The sequence below is a fragment of the Pseudoxanthomonas winnipegensis genome, assembly GCF_030322905.1.
GTDB classification, from domain to species: domain Bacteria; phylum Pseudomonadota; class Gammaproteobacteria; order Xanthomonadales; family Xanthomonadaceae; genus Pseudoxanthomonas_A; species Pseudoxanthomonas_A winnipegensis.
Genome location: NZ_CP095475.1, coordinates 978,685 through 996,466, shown reverse-complemented (window position 1 = coordinate 996,466; position 17,782 = coordinate 978,685). Strand labels below are relative to the sequence as shown.

The 17,782-nt window shown below is 67.9% G+C and carries 18 protein-coding genes; 16 read left to right on the top strand and 2 right to left on the bottom strand.

Annotated elements, in window-relative coordinates; translation table 11 throughout:
* The first annotated feature begins 11 nt into the window (after window positions 1–11).
* The 13 genes from MWN52_RS04240 to MWN52_RS04180 all read left to right on the top strand — a co-directional run bounded on the left by MWN52_RS04240 (window position 12) and on the right by MWN52_RS04180 (window position 13,053).
* Window positions 12–422 carry a TIGR03750 family conjugal transfer protein gene (locus MWN52_RS04240; RefSeq protein ID WP_003294216.1) on the top strand — a complete coding sequence of 137 codons (411 nt, stop codon included), beginning with the start codon at window positions 12–14 and terminating at the stop codon, window positions 420–422.
* A complete protein-coding gene (locus MWN52_RS04235; RefSeq protein ID WP_286576756.1) occupies window positions 419–1,111 on the top strand; it encodes a PFL_4703 family integrating conjugative element protein in 693 nt (230 codons plus the stop codon). Before MWN52_RS04240 ends, MWN52_RS04235 begins: the two co-directional genes overlap by 4 nt.
* A complete protein-coding gene (locus MWN52_RS04230; protein WP_124082421.1) occupies window positions 1,108–2,022 on the top strand; it encodes a TIGR03749 family integrating conjugative element protein in 915 nt (304 codons plus the stop codon). The genes MWN52_RS04235 and MWN52_RS04230 overlap by 4 nt, the downstream gene beginning before the upstream one ends.
* Window positions 2,012–3,445 (top strand): TIGR03752 family integrating conjugative element protein, encoded by a 1,434-nt coding sequence (locus tag MWN52_RS04225; RefSeq protein ID WP_025298038.1) that lies wholly within the window; start codon window positions 2,012–2,014, stop codon window positions 3,443–3,445. Before MWN52_RS04230 ends, MWN52_RS04225 begins: the two co-directional genes overlap by 11 nt.
* Window positions 3,426–3,860 carry a TIGR03751 family conjugal transfer lipoprotein gene (locus MWN52_RS04220; protein WP_286576753.1) on the top strand — a complete coding sequence of 145 codons (435 nt, stop codon included), beginning with the start codon at window positions 3,426–3,428 and terminating at the stop codon, window positions 3,858–3,860. Before MWN52_RS04225 ends, MWN52_RS04220 begins: the two co-directional genes overlap by 20 nt.
* On the top strand, window positions 3,860–6,748 hold the full coding sequence (locus MWN52_RS04215) for a conjugative transfer ATPase (RefSeq protein ID WP_286576752.1): 2,889 nt from the start codon (window positions 3,860–3,862) through the stop codon (window positions 6,746–6,748). The genes MWN52_RS04220 and MWN52_RS04215 overlap by 1 nt, the downstream gene beginning before the upstream one ends.
* A 13-nt stretch (window positions 6,749–6,761) precedes the next feature.
* Window positions 6,762–7,505, top strand: a complete 744-nt coding sequence (locus MWN52_RS04210) for a DsbA family protein (RefSeq protein ID WP_286576751.1) — start codon at window positions 6,762–6,764, stop codon at window positions 7,503–7,505.
* 195 nt (window positions 7,506–7,700) lie between these two features.
* Window positions 7,701–8,195 (top strand): RadC family protein, encoded by a 495-nt coding sequence (gene radC / locus MWN52_RS04205; protein ID WP_003292123.1) that lies wholly within the window; start codon window positions 7,701–7,703, stop codon window positions 8,193–8,195.
* A gap of 152 nt (window positions 8,196–8,347) precedes the next feature.
* On the top strand, window positions 8,348–8,797 hold the full coding sequence (locus MWN52_RS04200; protein WP_286576750.1) for a TIGR03757 family integrating conjugative element protein: 450 nt from the start codon (window positions 8,348–8,350) through the stop codon (window positions 8,795–8,797).
* A complete protein-coding gene (locus MWN52_RS04195; RefSeq protein WP_286576748.1) occupies window positions 8,794–9,738 on the top strand; it encodes a TIGR03756 family integrating conjugative element protein in 945 nt (314 codons plus the stop codon). The genes MWN52_RS04200 and MWN52_RS04195 overlap by 4 nt, the downstream gene beginning before the upstream one ends.
* A gap of 10 nt (window positions 9,739–9,748) precedes the next feature.
* A complete protein-coding gene (locus MWN52_RS04190; RefSeq protein ID WP_286576747.1) occupies window positions 9,749–11,155 on the top strand; it encodes an integrating conjugative element protein in 1,407 nt (468 codons plus the stop codon).
* Window positions 11,152–11,505, top strand: a complete 354-nt coding sequence (locus MWN52_RS04185; protein WP_011237257.1) for a hypothetical protein — start codon at window positions 11,152–11,154, stop codon at window positions 11,503–11,505. The genes MWN52_RS04190 and MWN52_RS04185 overlap by 4 nt, the downstream gene beginning before the upstream one ends.
* A 15-nt stretch (window positions 11,506–11,520) precedes the next feature.
* Window positions 11,521–13,053, top strand: a complete 1,533-nt coding sequence (locus tag MWN52_RS04180) for a conjugal transfer protein TraG N-terminal domain-containing protein (protein ID WP_286576746.1) — start codon at window positions 11,521–11,523, stop codon at window positions 13,051–13,053.
* Window positions 13,054–13,081: 28 nt separating this feature from the next.
* On the opposite strand, the gene MWN52_RS04175 is transcribed toward MWN52_RS04180, so the two are convergent.
* Window positions 13,082–13,444, bottom strand: coding sequence for a DUF3742 family protein (locus tag MWN52_RS04175; RefSeq protein ID WP_010792111.1), 363 nt, complete (start codon window positions 13,442–13,444; stop codon window positions 13,082–13,084).
* 172 nt (window positions 13,445–13,616) lie between these two features.
* Between MWN52_RS04175 and MWN52_RS04170 the strand changes: the two genes are divergently transcribed.
* From MWN52_RS04170 to mobH, 3 genes are all read left to right on the top strand, one after another.
* A complete protein-coding gene (locus tag MWN52_RS04170; RefSeq protein WP_425608079.1) occupies window positions 13,617–14,432 on the top strand; it encodes a type IV toxin-antitoxin system AbiEi family antitoxin domain-containing protein in 816 nt (271 codons plus the stop codon).
* Entirely contained in the window at window positions 14,425–15,345 is a 921-nt protein-coding gene (locus tag MWN52_RS04165) for a nucleotidyl transferase AbiEii/AbiGii toxin family protein (RefSeq protein WP_013721904.1), read from the top strand. Before MWN52_RS04170 ends, MWN52_RS04165 begins: the two co-directional genes overlap by 8 nt.
* Window positions 15,346–15,548: 203 nt before the next feature.
* Window positions 15,549–17,399, top strand: coding sequence for a MobH family relaxase (gene mobH, locus MWN52_RS04160; protein ID WP_054022056.1), 1,851 nt, complete (start codon window positions 15,549–15,551; stop codon window positions 17,397–17,399).
* Window positions 17,400–17,425: 26 nt separating this feature from the next.
* Here mobH and MWN52_RS04155 read toward each other — a convergent pair whose 3' ends face one another.
* Window positions 17,426–17,725 (bottom strand): helix-turn-helix domain-containing protein, encoded by a 300-nt coding sequence (locus MWN52_RS04155; RefSeq protein ID WP_003282197.1) that lies wholly within the window; start codon window positions 17,723–17,725, stop codon window positions 17,426–17,428.
* Between the last annotated feature and the right edge of the window lie 57 nt (window positions 17,726–17,782).

Below are 17,782 nucleotides of genomic sequence, written 5' to 3'. Positions count from 1 at the left end.
GGCGGCAAGCGATGGCCGTCCCTTCGGAGACCCCGCAAGACACGCTGGTGACCTTCCTGCCGCATCGGCTGAACCGCCAGCCGGTGGTCGTGCGCGGGCTGACCGCCGACGAGTTGTGGATCTGCACCGGCCTGTCGGCCGCCGCCGGGTTCGCGCTCGGCCTGCCGCTGGCCTGGCTCACGCACAGCATCGCCGTGGTGCCCACGCTGATCGTCGCCGGTATCGCGCTGGGCGTCTTCGTCGGTGGCGGCTTCCTGCGCGCGCAGAAGCGCGGCCGGCCCGACACCTGGCTCTACCGGCAGCTCCAGTGGCGGCTGGCATTGCGGCACCCGGCGCTGGCAGCGCTCCTGGGCGGCCAGCGCCTCATCACCCGCTCGGGCTACTGGACTACCCGGCGCAATGCCGATCGAGGTACGCCATGAGCCGTTTCAAGAACGAGGTTGCGCACCTGCAGGCGCACGTGAAGACGTTGCGTCTGGGGGCCGGCGCGTTGTTCGTGGTGGCGCTGCTGCTCGGCTTCGGTTGGTGGAGTGCGCCGAAGAGTCTGACCATCCATGTGCCGCCGGACTTGCGCTCGGGCAGCACGCGCAAGTGGTGGGACGTGCCGCCCGAGAGCGTGTATGCCTTCTCCTTCTACATCTGGCAGCAGGTACAGCGCTGGCCCACGAACGGCGAAGAAGACTACCCGCGCAACCTGCGCGCGCTGTCGGCCTACCTGACGCCGAGCTGCCGGGCCTTCCTGCAACAGGACTACGAGTACCGACGCGCCAGTGGCGAGCTGCGTCAGCGCGTGCGCGGCATCTACGAGATTCCCGGCCGCGGCTACGGCGACGATCCGGCCACGCGCGTCAAGATGGTTTCCGACCGCGATTGGATCGTCACGCTCGACGTGAGCGCGGACGAATACTACGGCTCCGAGCAGGTCAAGCGTGCCCTGGTGCGCTACCCCATCAAGGTCGTCCGGCTGGACATCGACCCCGAGCGCAACCCCTTCGGCCTGGCGCTGGACTGCTACGCCAGTGCACCCCAGCGCATCGAAACGCCGCCGACGCCGACCCAGGCCGGCGCGCCCGCCAACGCCTCCGGCCACCTGCAGGGAGACTCTCCATGAAGCACGTTGCCTTGTCGGCCCTGGCCGGCGTCCTGCTGATCCTCGGTTTCGTGCCGGCCAGCCAGGCCGTGGAAATCCTGCGCTGGGAGCGCCTGCCCCTGCCGGTGCCGCTGGTGGTCGGCCAGGAGCGCGTGGTCTTCATCGACCGCAATGTGCGCGTCGGCGTGCCGGCCAGCGTCGGCGACCACCTGCGCGTGCAGAGTACGGGCGGCGCGATCTACCTGCGGGCGAGCGAGCCGATTCCGCCCACGCGGCTGCAACTGCAGGACGTGGAATCCGGCGCGCTGATCCTGCTCGACATCGCCGCCGAGCCGGCGAAGGACGGCCAGGCGCCGCTGGAGCCGGTGCGCATCGTGGAAGCGGAGGCCCCCGCGAAGCGCTACGGCGGCGATGCGGCAAGCGGCGCGGACGAGCAGGCCGATGCGCCTGCAGACAAATCCGTTCCCCGGCGCGAAACGCCGGTACCGGTCGTGCTGACGCGCCATGCCGCACAGAACCTGTACGCGCCACTGCGCACCGTCGAGCCGGTCGCCGGCATCGGGCGCGTAAACCTGCGCCGCGACCTCGCGCTGGACACCTTGCTGCCGACGCTGCCGGTGCACGCGCGGGCACTGGCCGCGTGGCGCCTGGAAGACCAGTGGGTGACGGCCGTGCGACTCACCAACACCGCCGCGCGCTGGCTCGACCTCGACCCGCGCGCCCTGCAGGGGAACTTCGTGGCGGCGACCTTCCAGCATCCGAACCTGGGGCCGGCCGGCACCCCGTCCGACACCACGGTGCTCTACCTGGTCACGCGCGGCCACGGCCTGGCCGAGTCGCTGCTGCGGGCGCTGAGCCCGATCGACGCCACCGTGAACCTGCCGCCGGCCGCCGCGGCCGGCTCGACCGGAGGTGCGCGCGATGAAGAGTAATCCGCTGCTCAAGTGGCTGCTGATCCCGATGGCGCTGCTGCTGGTGTTCGTCGGCATCAAGCTGTTCTCCGGCGCCCCGGGCGGCCAGACCGCCTCCAAGGGCGCGGCCAGTACGCTCACGCCCGACGAGATGAAAGCCCTGGGCATCGCAGGCGACACGCCACGCGATACCGTCGCCACGCTGGTGGCCCAGGTGAAGCAGTTGCGCACCGAGCTGCAGAGCGCGCTCGGCGACAACAAGCAGCACAAGGCCGAGAACGAGCGCCTGCGTGCGCGGGAAAGCGCGATCGACCAACGCATCCAGAGCGCGCTGGAAGGCGAGCGCAACCGCCTGGAGCAGGAGCGCACCCAGGTGGCCAGCGACAGGCAGCAGACCCAGGGGCTGCTGCAGGATCTGCAGCGGCAACTGGACGGCCTTGCCGGCAAGGGTGGCCCGTCCGACCTGCCCGTCGGGCTGGGGCTGGAAGAGGGTGACGGCAAGCGCTTCAACCGCGGCACCAGTGGCACGCAGTGGGTCGAGCCCGACGATGCCAAGGTCGACGCCAAGAACGGCAACAAGGAGCCGAGCTTTCCCCTGAGCTTCGGGCCGGCCCAGAAAAGCCTGTCGGCCGCAGTGGAATCCGTCGCCGACGTTGGCAGCCGCGCGGTGGGCGCATCCACGAAGGCGGTCTACACCGTGCCGTCGAACTCGACGCTCATGGGGTCGGTTGCCATGACGGCGCTGATCGGGCGCGTGCCCATCGATGGAACCGTCAACGACCCGTACCCGTTCAAGGTGCTGATCGGCCCGGACAACCTCACGGCCAACGGCATCGACATCCCCGACGTGGCCGGCGCCGTGGTCAGCGGCACGGCCTCGGGCGACTGGACGCTCTCGTGCGTGCGCGGGCAAATCCGCTCGGTCACGTTCGTGTTCCAGGACGGCACCATCCGCACGGTGCCGGAGGACAGTAGCAAGGGCGGCAGCAGCGGCGGCAACGCGGGTCACAACGGCGCCAGCATCCAAGGCGGCCTGGGCTGGATCAGCGACCCCTACGGCATTCCCTGCGTCAGCGGCGAGCGGCGCAGCAACGCCCAGCAGTACCTGGGCAGCCAGGCGCTCATCACCGCGGCCGGCGCCGGCGCGGCCTCGCTCATCAAGTCCGACAACGGCAGCGTGGCCGTGGTCGCCAACAGCAACGGCTCGCTGGGCACCGTCGGCATCAGCGGCAACGAAGCGATGGGCCGCATCCTCGCGGGCGGCGTGCGCGACATGGCCGATTGGGTCAACAAGCTCTACGGCCAGGCCTTCGCGGCGGTCTACGTGCAGCCCGGCGCCAGGGTGGCCGTGCATCTGGAGCAGCCGCTCGACATCGACTACGACGCCAAGGGGCGTCGGGTCCACCACCGCACCGGAGAAGCCCATGCCTCGGATCTGGATTGACGCGGCCGCCGTGCTGCTGGCGGCCACCCTGCTCGGCGGCTGCGCCACCAGCAAGGAGAAGCTGCTGCCGCACGGCGACAGCACCATGCTCGACATCTGGCATCAGGAGACCGGCGGCAGCGCGGGCGGCGGCCAGGCCGCCCGGCAACTGCTCGATGCGCGCCACGGCCTGCGCCGGCCGCTGGTCGAGGCCGATGTACAGGCGGCGCCCGGCGCGCAGGCGCGCTACACCCGAACCGCGCAGAACGAGATTTACCGCCAGTTCCACCGCCTGCCGAACCCCGACCTGGTGATGTACGTGTTCCCGCACCTGGCGGGCACCGACCCGGTGCCAGTGCCCGGCTACAGCACGGTGTTCCCGCTCTACCAGCGCGTGCAGTACGCGATGCCAGGTGAGCGCGTGGAGGACTACTGATGGCCTGGTCGCTGCCGTGGTCTCGCAAGCCCGACGCATCGCCTGTTGACACCGTGGATGCGGCCGATGATGCCTGGGCACGGCACGTAACGGCGCTGGCGGCACAGGGTGTCGCCGAGCCGGGCAGCGCGCTCGACCGGGGCCGGCGCAGGCCGGCCACCCAGGCCGACCACGATGCGCTCTATGGCGTCGCGCCGTCGTTCGCGGACTTGCTGCCCTGGGTCGAGTACCTGCCCGGCAGCAAGTGCATGTTGCTGGAAGATGGCCAGTCGGTGGCGGCCTTCTTCGAGCTGGCGCCGGTCGGCACCGAGGGCCGCGAGATGGCCTGGCTATGGAAGGCGCGCGATGCGCTGGAGAACGCCCTGCAGGACTCCTTCGACGAGTTGGACGACAACCCCTGGGTGGTGCAGCTCTACGCCCAGGACGAGGCCGACTGGGACAACTATCTGCGCTCCCTGGCGAACTATCTGCAGCCGCGTGCGCAGGGCAGCGCGTTCAGCGACTTCTACCTGCGCTTCTTCGCCCATCACCTGCGGGCCATCGCCAAGCCGGGGGGCCTGTTCGAGGACACCACGGTGACGCGCCTGCCGTGGCGCGGCCAGGTGCGGCGCGTGCGCATGGTGGTCTACCGCCGCACGTCCGCGGCCCCGACCTCGCGGCGCGGCCAGTCGCCCGAGCAGGCGCTGACCACGATCTGCGACCGCCTCGTCGGCGGGCTGGCCAATGCCGGCGTGAAAGCCCGGCGTCTCGGCGCGGCGGACATTCACGCCTGGCTGCTGCGCTGGTTCAACCCGAATCCGACCTTGCTCGGCGCCACCGCCGAAGACCGGGAACGCTTCTACGCGCTGACCCGCTACCCGGAAGAGCGGGAGGAGGGCGAGATCGAACTCGCCAGCGGCACCGACTTCGCACAACGGCTGTTCTTCGGCCAGCCCCGTTCGGACGTGCCCAACGGCCTGTGGTTCTTCGACAGCATGCCGCATCGGGTGATCGTGATGGATCGCCTGCGCACGCCACCCGTGACGGGCCATCTGACGGGCGAGACGCGCAAAGGCGGCGATGCCATGAACGCGCTGTTCGACCAGATGCCCGAGGACACGGTGATGTGCCTGACGCTGGTCGCCACGCCCCAGGACGTGCTGGAGGCGCACCTCAACCACCTCGCCAGGAAGGCCGTCGGCGAGACCCTGGCCTCGGAGCAGACCCGGCAGGACGTGCAGCAGGCGCGCGGCCTGATCGGCAGCGCGCACAAGCTCTACCGCAGCGCGCTGGCGTTCTACCTGCGCGGGCGCGATCTGGCCCAGCTTGATGCGCGCGGCCTGCAGCTCGTCAACGTGATGCTCAACGCCGGCCTGCAACCGGTACGCGAAGAGGACGAGGTGGCGCCGCTGAACAGCTATCTGCGCTGGCTGCCGTGCGTGTTCGATCCGGCTGCCGACAAGCGCCAGTGGTACACCCAGCTCATGTTCGCGCAACATACGGCGAACCTCGCGCCGGTCTGGGGCCGCAGCCAGGGAACGGGGCATCCGGGCATCACCTTCTTCAACCGCGGCGGCGGGCCGATCACCTTCGATCCGTTGAACCGCCTCGACCGGCAGATGAACGCGCATCTGTTCCTGTTCGGCCCCACGGGTTCGGGCAAGAGCGCGACGCTCAACAACATCCTGAACCAGGTGACGGCGATCTATCGGCCGCGCCTGTTCATCGTCGAGGCGGGCAACAGCTTCGGCCTGTTCGGCGACTTCGCGGCACGGCTGGGTCTCACCGTGCATCGGGTGAAGCTCGCGCCGGGCGCGGGCGTCAGTCTGGCTCCCTTCGCCGACGCCTGGCGCCTGGTCGATACACCGAGCCAGGTACAGACGCTGGACGCCGATGCGCTCGACGAAGACCAGACCGATGCCGGCATGGCCGTGGAAGGCGATGAGCAGCGTGACGTGCTCGGCGAGCTGGAGATCACTGCACGACTGATGATCACCGGCGGCGAGGACAAGGAAGAAGCGCGCATGACGCGCGCCGACCGCAGCCTGATCCGCCAGTGCATTCTCGATGCGGCCCAGCGTTGCGTGGCGGACAGACGCACGGTGCTCACGCGCGATGTGCGCGACGCGCTGCGCGAGCGCGCCCGCGACGCCACGCTGCCGGAGATGCGGCGCGCACGGCTGCTGGAGATGGCCGACGCCATGGACATGTTCTGCCAGGGCGTGGACGGCGAGATGTTCGACCGGTCCGGCACGCCGTGGCCCGAGGCGGACATCACCATCGTGGATTTGGCCACTTTTGCGCGCGAGGGCTACAACGCCCAACTCTCGATTGCCTACATCTCGCTCATCAACACGGTCAATAACATCGCCGAGCGCGACCAGTTCCTGGGCCGCCCGATCATCAACGTGACGGACGAAGGCCACATCATCACGAAGAACCCGCTGCTCGCGCCCTACGTGGTCAAGATCACCAAGATGTGGCGCAAGCTCGGCGCCTGGTTCTGGCTCGCCACGCAGAACCTGGACGACCTGCCGAAAGCGGCCGAGCCCATGCTCAACATGATCGAGTGGTGGATCTGCCTGTCGATGCCGCCCGATGAGGTCGAGAAGATCGCGCGCTTCCGCGAACTCAACGCGTCGCAGAAGGCGCTGATGCTCTCGGCCCGCAAGGAGGCCGGCAAGTTCAGCGAGGGCGTCATCCTGTCCAAGTCGATGGAGGTGCTGTTCCGCGCCGTGCCGCCCAGCCTCTACCTGGCGATGGCGATGACCGAGCCCGAGGAGAAGGCCGAACGCTTCCAGTTGATGCAGCAGCACGGCATCAGCGAGCTGGATGCCGCCTTCCGCGTGGCCGAGAAGATCGACCGTGCGCGGGGCATCGAACCTCTGACGCTGGACACGTTGGCCTGACGGGAGCAACACGATGCGCATGCCTTCATTCGCCCGCCGTCATTCCTGGATCGGTCTGCTGATCGTGGCGACGATTGCGGTGGCCTCGTGGATGCTGCTGCGCGCGCCGCATCCGGCAACCGAGCCCATGTCCCTGGCCGCCGCCGGGTCCGAAGCGTCGAAACCGGCCGGCCCGCCCTGGCTGTATGGCCGTGCCGATGCGCGCTTCACGGTGGTCGGGTACGCCGACCTGGAGTGTCCGTACTGCCGGGCCTACTTCCCCGCGCTCAAGCGCTGGATCGACGCCCATCCCGAGGTGAACTGGCAGTGGCACCACCTGCCGCTGTCCATGCACGAGCCGGCCGCGACCGCCGCGGCACGCCTGGCCGAGTGCGCGGGCGAGACGGGCGGACATGCCACGTTCTGGCAGGCCGTGGCGTGGCTCTACTCGAATACCCGTGGCGACGGCCAGGGCCTGCCGGAGGGCCTGCGCTATCCCGACCTCACACCAACCATGCAGGGTTGTCTCGACAGCGATCGCCCCGATGCGGTCATCCGTGCCCAGGCGGCGGAAGCGGCACAGCAGGGCATCGCGGCGACGCCGGCCTTGCAACTGCGCGACCGCGAGTCCGGCAAGACCCTCCTGCTGCACGGTCCCGTCGAAGGCGATGCCTTGCTGTCTGCCATCGATCTGCTCGCCGCCGGCAGCACGACCGCAGCCGAACCCACCCATTCCCCAGACATGCCCGCCGGCGTTGCCGGTGACATGCCCAGGTAGCCATCGATCTTCAAGGCTGCGGCGCGGCTCGTCCGCGTTGATCGAAACCCGTTCGCATCGCATCCCTTGACGCGAACAGCCACCGCACCTGCGGTGGTGGATGCCCGCTCGTCACCTGTTCCATCCACATCGTCCCCAGGAGGGTTTGCCCTCCAGGGGCAGGCGCCCTCCGATCTCATCCATTGGAGGTTCGCCATGTCTCTCGTCATCGCCGACTCCCGCCCGGAGTCGCTCACCCTGATCGCCGCCCAGCACGAAGACTGGATCATCCGGCAGGCCATCACCCTGCTGGAGAACCGCGTGTTCAAGGCCGGTCCAGCGCTGGGCAGTCCCGCCGCCGTGCGCGACTACCTGCGCCTGAAACTGGTCGCGGAGCCGAACGAAATCTTCGCCGTCGTGTTTCTCGACAACCAGCACCAGGTGCTCGCCTTTGAGCCGCTGTTCAAGGGCACGGTCGACCAGACTTCGGTGTATCCGAGGGTGGTGGTCCAGCGTGCGCTGGCGCTCAACGCTTCGGCGCTGATCCTGGCGCATCAGCACCCCTCGGGGAACACCGAGCCCTCGGCCGCTGATCGTGCGATCACCGAGCGGCTGAAGAGCGCCCTGGCCACCGTCGATGTCCGGGTGCTGGATCACTTCATCGTCGGCAAGGGCAGCCCGTACTCGTTCGCCGAAGCCGGCTTGTTGTAGCGCACTCGCTTCATCACCACGGGAGCCCTTGGCTCCCGTTTCTTTTCGCCGGTCCGCAGGAAATCGGGACTGACCGGTTTCGGTTTCTTTGTCGTTTCCCGATCTGCGTTGCGCTCGACTACGAGCCTGCATCGACTCCGCGGAGGCGCGACATGCCGGCTCATTCCCTCAACCTTCCTGCCGCCTCGCGGCGCCCCCTGGCCGCCCGGCTGGCCGCTGGACTGTGCGCCGCGCTGCTCGGTCCCATCGCGGCGGCCGCCGATGTGCTCGTCGTCACCGACAGCCGTCATCCGGTGCAGGCCCCGGCCGGCGTGCGGGTCATCGAGCTGGACCAGGCCACGCGCATCGAGGTCGAACTCGCCGCGCACCTGCCGGCCGACCCGCAACAGGCCGCAGCCGTGGTGCGGCAGCGGTTGCATGACGGCGGCGAGGCGCTGCAGCGCCGCATCGGCCATGCCTATCAAGGTGTCGCGGATGCCTGGGGACTGGGCATCGCCAAGATTCCCGCCGTGGTGGTCGATCGACGCTACGTGGTCTACGGCGAGCCCGACGTGCCCCGCGCCGTCGCGCGCATCAACGCCTACCGGAGCACGCAGCCATGAGCCTCCTGCTGGCACGCCGGCGCATGCGCGCCACCGCCGCCTCGCTGCTGCTGAGCGCGGCCACGTCGACGTTCGCCCTGGACACCGCCACCATCGTCTCGTCGGCGCTGTCCCCCGACTGCCTCGAATACCGCGCGGTCGGAATCTGCTACTGGCTGTACTGCACGCCCTTCGGCTGCTCGGTTCGCACCTCCGTCAAGGTGCGCCACTACGTCCCCGATGCGGTGGTGTCGAGCTACTCGAACACCGGAGAAAACCCGTGGCAGGAAGTCAGGGCGATGAGCATGCCCAACCCGAGCGCCAAGGCTGGCGGTGACGGCACGACCAATCACGACAACGAGAACAACCTCGCCAAGTTCAAGAACGCCGATGTCATCGGCCATCCGGCCGGGCTGGTGTTCAGCCAGTTCGCCAGCGCCTCCGGCTACACCTGCGAAGGCGCGGGCACGGCCTTCATGCCGTATCTGCTGAGCACGCTCGACACGATCGCCTGGCGCTACAACATCCCGGAAGCGTTCTACCCCGAAGCGCTCATCCCCGGCCGGCGCGAAATCGGTACGCGCACCGGCCTGAACCTCTGGGGCAACGTGTATCCCCGCGGTGGCTTCCTGCACCAGACCGACGACCACAAGAGCGGCGCCGTGGTCGCGCAGCGCGCGGGCGACATCGTGACGCGCCGCAACCAGATTCACGTGTACCAGCCTCTGCTGGCCAACGCCCGCGACGGCTACTGGCCGGCCGGCGCGCTGATGGAGACCGACGCATCGACGGGCAAGTGGCAGGAGCTGACGCCCACGCTCTCGAACAGTTGCGTGGTCTTCCCGCACAGCCGCACCCGCGTGCAGGCCCCGCAAGGCGACTACGCCTGGGCCTTGTGGCGGCCGTACTCCTGCTGCCGGCGCCGTGGCCAGGTCTTCCTCGGCAGCGTCGATTTCATGTAAGGAACCCACGATGAACGCCTCCCTCCCTGACTTCCTGCGCCGCGCGAAGGCGCACCTGCGGGCCACGCTGCTCGTGGCGGCCATCACGCTGGCCGTCGGCGCCGCCTGGGCGCAGACCCGCATCGACCCCAATGGCGTGAACGCCAGCGGCAGCGTGATCGGCGACGACGTGCTCTACAGCATCGGCGGCGGCCGGGCCGTTTCGATGGGTGGTGCCGGCAACATGCAGAGCATTGGCGTGGGGATCGGTTGGAACAGCAACCTGATCTGCGGCGACATGAGCATCACCACGACGCTGCAGAACCAGCTCAACGGCATTACCAACGGCTTCCAGACGATCATGAGCAACGTGATCCAGAATGCCACCAGCGCCGTGGCCTCGCTGCCGGCCCTGATCATCCAGCGCGCCGACCCGGGGCTCTACAACCTGCTGACCAACGGCATCCTCCAGGCGCGCCTGGACTTCGACCGCTCGAAGATGACCTGCCGGGCCATCGCCAATCGGATGGCGGACATGGCCGGCGGCCAAGCCGGCTGGGACCAGCTCGCCGAGGGGATGGCGCTGCGGGATGCGGTCAGCAGCACCGACGCCGTCTCCGCCGTCGAGCAGGCCGAGTCCAACAAAGGGAACAACGGCGTGCCCTGGGTCGGCGGCGGCAACGCGGGCGGCTCCGGCCAGAGTTCGATCAAGGTGGTCGGCGACGTGACGCGAGCGGGCTACAACCTGCTCAACGGGCGCAGCGCCACCGATACCTCGTCGATCGCGCGCAACGCCTGCGGCAACCGCCTGACCTGCCAGACCTGGTCGTCGCCTGGCGCGGCCGCGGCCTTTGCGAACCGCGTGCTGGGCGAACGCGAGCAACGCACCTGCGAAAACTGCACGAAGACCCAGACCACGCCTGGCGTCGGGCTCACGCCAGTGATCCAGGAAGAGTACGAGACCAAGCTGCAGGTCCTGCAGGAGCTGGTGACGGGCGCCCGGCCGACGACGCCGACCAATCTCGACGCGGCCGGCAGCAGCTCGCTGCCGATCACCCGCGGCGTGATCGAGGCCCTGCGGGACGAACCCGACCAGGACGTGCTAGGCAAGCGCCTGGCGTCGGAGGCGGCGCTGTCCAGCGTGCTGGAGAAGGCCCTGCTGCTGCAGCGCACGTTGCTCACCGGCAAGAAGGAGCCGAACGTCGCCGCCAACGAACTGGCCGTGCGGGCGGTCGACCAGGAGAACAGCGCGCTGGAGCAGGAGATCAACAACCTCAAGACTGAGCTGGAGCTGCGCCGCACGCTGGCCGGCAACTCGGCGATGGCGATCATCCAGCGCCACAGCACCCGCGCCGCCGGCTCGCGCGGCATCTTCGAGGGCGACACCACGCGCGACCGTCTGCGGGAAGTCCAGAAGCCGCGGAGCGGTACGCCATGAGCCGGCTGGCTTGGCTGCGGCTGCCATGGCTGTTCAACCGCCGCGTCGGCGTGGCGCTGTTGTGGACCTTGCTGGTGGTGGCCGCCGCGGTCGCGGTGAACATCGCCGGCATCCACGTGGTCGGCGGCGTCGAGGGCTGGCAGCACTGGCTGCAGGCGCACGCCGGCCACTTCTTCGTGTGGCGGCTGTGCCTCTACGGAGCGACGGCTTACGGCTGGTGGTGGATGCGTCGGCGTCTGTTGCGGCGGGAGCCGTCCCGCGAGACGCATCAGCGCCTGCTGCGCACGGAGATCGCGGCCGTGATCGCCGTGGTCGCGCTGGAAGCCAGCCAATTGTTGCAGCACGGCTGAGACCGGGAGGCAGGCATGACGCTCTACACCACGGACTACCTGGAGTATTACCTGACCCTGGTGGCTTGGGTGGTCAGCAACGGCATCTGGAACATCCTCGTAACCAGCGGCGTGTTCGCGCTGCCGTTCGTGGCCATCGTGATCCAGGAATGGCTCAAGGCCCGCAGCGAAGGTGCGGACGAGGGCAACAAGGGCGTGCTGTCGTCGATGCGCATCGAGAACCGGGTGTGGGTGGCGATCGTGGTCATCATGTTCGCCGGCATCCCGTTCATCCCGGTGGATCTCGCCACGATCAAGTTCGACACCACGCGCTCTGCGCAATGCCAGGTCAGCGTCCCGCTGCCCAACGACACGGGCTGGTCCAACGTCTACACGGCGCTCAACAACCAGAGCGCGCTGGTGCCGGTGTGGTGGTTCTTCATGCACGCCATCTCGAAGGCGGTCACCGGCGCCGCCGTGGCGGCGATTCCCTGTGGCACGGACCTGCGTCAGATTCGCATGGATGTGGATGCCACGCGCATCGACGATCCGGTGCTGGCACAGGAGGTCGCCGACTTCACGCACGACTGCTACGGGCCGTCGCGCGCCAAGCTGTTCATGAACCGGCCGACGCTTTCCGACGAGCAGATGAACGATGTCACCTGGATCGGGTCGAGCTACTTACTCGACACGCCCGGCTTCTATGACACCTATCGCGCCAAGACCCCACGCACGGCCTGGCCCTACGACGCGACCCGCGATGCGGGTCTGGCACAGATGGACAGCGGCGGCGGCTATCCATCCTGCCGGCAGTGGTGGGCCGATGGCGGCCAGGGACTGCGCAGCCGGCTGCTGGCACAGGTCGACCCGGACCTGCTGACTCGCATCGGGCGCTGGGTGGGCTTCCTGTCGCAGAGCGAGGTCAATGACTCGGTAATCCGCGCCGTGGTCTCGCCGAGGCAGCAGAAGATGAACCAGGGCGCCGTCTACACCGACTACGGCGGCCAGATCGACAAGACGCTGCCGAACATCGTCACGCGCGGCGCGAGCGACCTGGGTCTGACCGTCGGTTCGCTGGGCTTCTTTCCGGCGATGGACGTGGTGCGCCAGGCGCTGCCGATGGTGCTGACGATGCTCAAGATGGCGCTCGTCATCTGCATCCCGCTGGTGCTGCTGTTCGGCACCTACGAGCTGAAGACGGTGGTGACGGTGAGCTGCGTCCAGTTCGCGCTGTTCTTTGTGGACTTCTGGTTCCAGCTCGCACGCTGGATCGACAGCACGATCCTGGATGCGCTCTACGGCTGGGGGTTTGGCGCGGACAGGCCGCACACGAACTTCGATCCGTTGATCGGTTTGAACAACGCCTTTGGCGACATGTTGCTGAACTTCGTCATGGCGATGATGTTCATCGTGCTGCCGACGTTTTGGGTGATGGCACTGGCCTGGGCTGGTGTACGGGCAGGCAATATTCTTGGAGCGCTTACCGTCGCTACCGGCGACGCAAAGGCGGCTGGAGGTAGTGGCTCTCGCCTTGCGATGACGGCTGCGTCGAAAGGCGGCGCGAAGTAAGGCGCATCCTTTCGCACCGATGGGGCAGCTACGACTCGTCAGAGTCGCCCATGTCGTGGCGCCACTCGTTCTTGTCGTACAGACCATGGCCGGAGTGTCCTTCACGCCACTCTGGCTGGTTCTCATCATCCGCATCGGCGTTCCGCGCGAGCCATGCGGCGACCACCGCAAAGGCAAGCAGCAGGACGAGCCAGGATACGGTGTAGAGCAGCACGCCAAGTACGGCCAGCTTGACGATCCAGAGCACCGCCGTGATCGCGCCCGCAGGCACCCCGCGCGTCACCAGCCAGCCGGCTACACGCTGCTCGCGGCGCAGGTATCCACGCCAGGCACGGCCAGCCCCCCGGCCCAGCCGGTGGCTCCAGCGCCCGTTGTGCGTGTTGGTGGTCATGCTCATATGCCTCGGCTTCAGTGGTGCCTCACCTCGCGGAGCGGCCGGTCGTGGCCTGCCCTCCAGCATAGACCGCGATCAGGAGGGCGGGTTGCGGCCGGCAGAGCCGGGTTGGCTCGGGCCGCAGGTCGATTAGATTCTGCACGATAAATCAAACCTAATGCTACTTTCCATGCACGTTCTTGCAATGGCTCTAGGGGTCGATTGGATTTTGTGTTATTTTTATAACATGGATGGAAATTCTCGGCACCAGGTAATCAAGCGACTGCAGGCGGGACTCCCCCGCGGGGCGCCGTTCGACCTTGCCACCCTGAGCCAGTTCGGGGTGTCGCCCCAGCTCGCCGCCCACTATGCCGACGGCGGGTGGCTCGTGCGCCTGGCCCATGGCGTCTATGCCTTCCCGAACGATGAGTTCGGGGTCTACGGTGCGCTGAAGTTCCTTCAACAGCGCGTGCCCGGCCTGCACGTCGGCGGCAAGAGCGCCCTGGCCCTGCAGGGGGTGCGGCACAACCTGGGCAGCCGGGAGGCGCTGGTGCTGTGGGGCGACGGTCGCTTCGCGTTGCCGGCCTGGTTCACTTCGCGCTTTCCGGCCCGCTATGTCCACGCCCGCCTGTTCGACTGGCCGGACACGGCGCTGGCCGGCAAGACCCTGACCACGCCGCCTGGCCTGCCCGAGGATCTGCGGGTGGCAGCCCCCGAGCGTGCCGTTCTGGAGCTGCTGTACGAAGCCGGCGTCAAGCAGAGCCTCGAAGAGGCCCGCAACCTCTTCGATGGACTGCGTTCCCCCCGCAAGGACTTGCTCGGGCAACTGCTGTCTTGCTGCGCCAGCGTGAAGGCCGTGCGCCTGTTCCTCACCTGGGCGCGCGAGACCAGCCTCGTGGATGTCGATGCCCTGCTGGAGCAGTACCCGGTTCGCACCGGCAGCAACACGCGCTGGATGAGCCGGCTCGATGACGGCACCTTGCTGAGCCTGAGACCTCATGGATAAGACCTACGCGGACACCGTTCGCCTGCTGCTGGCCGTCGCGCCCGACGTGTTCGCCAACGACATCTTCGCCATGAAGGGCGGCACGGCCATCAACCTCTTCGTGCGGGACATGCCGCGCCTTTCGGTGGACATCGACGTGGTGTACCTCCCGTGGCAGACGCCGCGCGACGAAGCGCTGCAAGCCATCAACCAGGAGCTGGCCGCCATCGCCACGCGCGTTGCGCCACTGGGCGTGCAGACACGCCTGGTTCGCGCCAAGGACCTGGGAGACACCAAGCTGATCGTCGAGAACGACGCCAGCCAGGTGAAGATCGAGGTCAACGTCGTGTTCCGAGGCAGCGTGCTGCCCGTCGAGCGGCGGCCGCTGAGCGCAAAGACCAGCGATCTGTTCGGCGTCGAGTTCGAGCTGCCGGTTCTGGCACCGGACGAGCTGTACGCCAGCAAGCTGGTGGCCGCGCTGGATCGGCAGCACCCCCGCGACCTGTTCGACGTGTGGCAGCTCTACGAATCGGGCGACATCAGCGACGGCATGGTCGAGTGCTTCGTGATCTATCTGGCGGGCCACAACCGGCCGCCCCACGAAGTGCTGTTCGGCAACGACAAGGACATCGCCGGCGAGTACGAGCGGGCCTTTGTCGGCATGACCGAAGTGGGCTGCTCCCTGGAGACACTGCTCGACGCTCGCGCCAGGGTGCGGCGCGAGCTGCCACAGCGACTGAGCACCGCGCACAAGCAGTTTCTGAGCGGGCTGGCGCGCGCAGAACCGGACTGGTCGCTGGTGCAATGCCAGCACGCGGCGCAACTGCCGGCACTGCGCTGGAAGCTCGCCAATCTCGAAACCTTCCGCAAGCGCCGTCCCGACGACTTCGCAGCGCAATCCGCCGCCCTCGACACCGGCTTGGGCCAGAGCTGACGAACATCCCGCAGCTTCCGGCTTGCCGGGATTGCCCCATGCCGCATTCATCGTGGCACCCGCGCAGCAGCGGCCCTATACCCAAAAGCTTCCGACAAAGGCCAAAGGGCTGGGAAGGGGCAAAGGAAGGGCGCCAAGGGGAAAGGCCCTATCCTGAAAAGGCCAAAAGGCGCCCCCGAGCAGCCCGTCATCCGGGGTTCGCCATGCTCTCGCTGTTCCAGCGCAAAAGGGTGCCACCCACCGCCGGCACGCCGCCCACCTCCGCCATCGAAACTCCGAAAGGGTCGATGCGGCCGGAGTCGGCCGCATCGCTGCTGGCCACGCCGCGCCGGCAGAAACTGCTGGAACACATCTGGCAGCGCACATCGCTCTCGCGCCGGCAGTTCGCCACGCTCTACCTCGCCCCACTGGAGCGCTACGCCGAGCTGGTCCAGCAGTTCCCGGCCTCCGAGAACCACCACCATGCCTATCCGGGCGGCATGCTGGACCACGGCCTGGAGATCGTCGCCTATGCGCTGAAGCTGCGGCAGTCATACCTGCTGCCTGCGGGCGTCACGCCGGAGGCACAGGCGGCCCAGGCCGAGGCCTGGACCGCAGGCACGGCCTACGCGGCCCTGCTGCACGACATCGGCAAGATTGCGGTCGATCTGCACGTCGAGCATGCCGACGGCAGCGTCTGGCATCCCTGGCACGGCCCACTGCGAAAGCCCTACCGCTTCCGTTACCGAAAGGAGCGTGAGTACCGCCTGCACAGCGCCGCCACCGGGCTGCTCTACGCGCGCCTTCTCGATCGGGACATCTTCGACTGGCTCAGCGGCTATCCCGACCTCTGGGCCGCGCTGCTGTACGTGCTGGCCGGCCAGTACGAGCACTCCGGCACGCTCGGCGAGCTGGTCGTGCAGGCCGACCAGGCATCGGTCGCCCAGGAACTCGGCGGCGATCCCAGCAAGGCGCTGGCGGCGCCCAAGCATGCGCTGCAACGCAAATTGCTCGACGGCTTGCGCTACCTGCTCAAGGAAGCGTTCAAGTTGAACCAGGCCGGCCCGGCGGACGGTTGGCTGACCCAAGACGCCTTGTGGCTGGTGAGCAAGACTGTCTCCGACAAGCTGCGCGCACATCTGCTGTCACAGGGCATCGACGGCATCCCGGCCAGCAATACGGCGGTGTTCAACGTGCTGCAGGATCACGGCATCGTGCAACCGACGCCGGATGGCAAGGCGATCTGGAAGGCTACCGTCACCAGCGACGCCGGCTGGTCGCACGCCTTCACCTTCCTGAAGCTCTCGCCGGCGATGATCTGGGATGCCGCCGACCGGCCGGCGCCGTTCGCAGGCCGTGTGCAGGTCGAAGAGGAACAAGCGGAGCCGACGCCGCAGGCGCCGGCGGTGGCTGATGGGCCGCGCGTGGAAGGCACCGAAGCTGCACCCGCGAGCGCGGCGCCGATCGCATCCGCAGCCATGGACACCGGCGTCGCAGCGCTGCTCGACCTGCTGGGCGACACCGCTCCACCCACCGCGCCGGAGACCCCGAGTTCCCCTGTTGCCGAGCCCAAGCCGGCCCCTTCGACCATGCCCCCGCCGCAGATGAGCCTCGCGCCTTCCCAGGATCGCGCGGAGCCCTCTGGGGCGCACTTCATGGCCTGGCTGCGTCAGAGCGTCCAGACGCGCAAGCTCATCATCAACGACGCCAAGGCCCTGGTGCATACCGTCGCCGGTACGACCTATCTCGTCAGCCCCGGCGTGTTCCAGCGCTACGCGCAGGAGTACCTTCAAGTCGCCGCGCTGGCCAAGCAGGAGAAGCTGGAGGGGTGGCAGTGGGTGCAGAAGCGCTTCGAGAAGTTGGGACAGCACCGCAAGCAGCCGAGCGGGCTGAACATCTGGACCTGCGAAGTCACGGGGCCGCGCAAGTCGCGCCGGCTGCACGGCTACCTGCTCGTCAGCCCGGATGCGCTGTTCCAGGAGACGCCGCCAGACAACCCATACCTGCGGCTCCTCAACGAGGCCGCAAAGCGCGAAGATTCAGCCCTTGGGGCCAAGGACGACGATCAGGCGTAGGCATGCGACCGCTGTGCGGGCCGGCTTCAATCTGCGGATGGGGCCGACTCCGCCAGCTTGGCTTCGGTCAGAGTCATCAAGTGGGCGGAACTGCATTTCAGCGCACGGGCAATCTTGAGGATGAGAGGGAGCGTGGGGACATGCTCGCCGCGCTCGATCTTGCCCATGTGCGACCGTTCGATGCCGGCCATGTGGGCCAGCGTTTCCTGAGCGATGCCCTGGTTGGTTCTTTCTTCCCGCACGGCAGCCCCAAACGCGATGGCTGGTTCCGCTTCGTAGGTAGTGGTGCCGGTGGGGCGGCCCCTTTGGATCGAACGCTTTGGCATTGCCAAGAGCGTCGAACACGGTCACGATTTAAACCACGTTAAACTTAACTCATTCAA

What these genes read in the sequence shown, in the direction of transcription:
- MWN52_RS04240 (WP_003294216.1), top strand. Translation starts at nt 12, where the DNA reads ATGGCCGTCCCTTCGGAGACCCCGCAAGACACGCTGGTGACCTTCCTG.
- MWN52_RS04235 (WP_286576756.1), top strand. Translation starts at nt 419, where the DNA reads ATGAGCCGTTTCAAGAACGAGGTTGCGCACCTGCAGGCGCACGTGAAG.
- MWN52_RS04230 (WP_124082421.1), top strand. Translation starts at nt 1,108, where the DNA reads ATGAAGCACGTTGCCTTGTCGGCCCTGGCCGGCGTCCTGCTGATCCTC.
- MWN52_RS04225 (WP_025298038.1), top strand. Translation starts at nt 2,012, where the DNA reads ATGAAGAGTAATCCGCTGCTCAAGTGGCTGCTGATCCCGATGGCGCTG.
- MWN52_RS04220 (WP_286576753.1), top strand. Translation starts at nt 3,426, where the DNA reads ATGCCTCGGATCTGGATTGACGCGGCCGCCGTGCTGCTGGCGGCCACC.
- MWN52_RS04215 (WP_286576752.1), top strand. Translation starts at nt 3,860, where the DNA reads ATGGCCTGGTCGCTGCCGTGGTCTCGCAAGCCCGACGCATCGCCTGTT.
- MWN52_RS04210 (WP_286576751.1), top strand. Translation starts at nt 6,762, where the DNA reads ATGCGCATGCCTTCATTCGCCCGCCGTCATTCCTGGATCGGTCTGCTG.
- radC (WP_003292123.1), top strand. Translation starts at nt 7,701, where the DNA reads ATGTCTCTCGTCATCGCCGACTCCCGCCCGGAGTCGCTCACCCTGATC.
- MWN52_RS04200 (WP_286576750.1), top strand. Translation starts at nt 8,348, where the DNA reads ATGCCGGCTCATTCCCTCAACCTTCCTGCCGCCTCGCGGCGCCCCCTG.
- MWN52_RS04195 (WP_286576748.1), top strand. Translation starts at nt 8,794, where the DNA reads ATGAGCCTCCTGCTGGCACGCCGGCGCATGCGCGCCACCGCCGCCTCG.
- MWN52_RS04190 (WP_286576747.1), top strand. Translation starts at nt 9,749, where the DNA reads ATGAACGCCTCCCTCCCTGACTTCCTGCGCCGCGCGAAGGCGCACCTG.
- MWN52_RS04185 (WP_011237257.1), top strand. Translation starts at nt 11,152, where the DNA reads ATGAGCCGGCTGGCTTGGCTGCGGCTGCCATGGCTGTTCAACCGCCGC.
- MWN52_RS04180 (WP_286576746.1), top strand. Translation starts at nt 11,521, where the DNA reads ATGACGCTCTACACCACGGACTACCTGGAGTATTACCTGACCCTGGTG.
- MWN52_RS04175 (WP_010792111.1), bottom strand. Translation starts at nt 13,444, where the DNA reads ATGACCACCAACACGCACAACGGGCGCTGGAGCCACCGGCTGGGCCGG.
- MWN52_RS04170 (WP_425608079.1), top strand. Translation starts at nt 13,617, where the DNA reads ATGCACGTTCTTGCAATGGCTCTAGGGGTCGATTGGATTTTGTGTTAT.
- MWN52_RS04165 (WP_013721904.1), top strand. Translation starts at nt 14,425, where the DNA reads ATGGATAAGACCTACGCGGACACCGTTCGCCTGCTGCTGGCCGTCGCG.
- mobH (WP_054022056.1), top strand. Translation starts at nt 15,549, where the DNA reads ATGCTCTCGCTGTTCCAGCGCAAAAGGGTGCCACCCACCGCCGGCACG.
- MWN52_RS04155 (WP_003282197.1), bottom strand. Translation starts at nt 17,725, where the DNA reads ATGCCAAAGCGTTCGATCCAAAGGGGCCGCCCCACCGGCACCACTACC.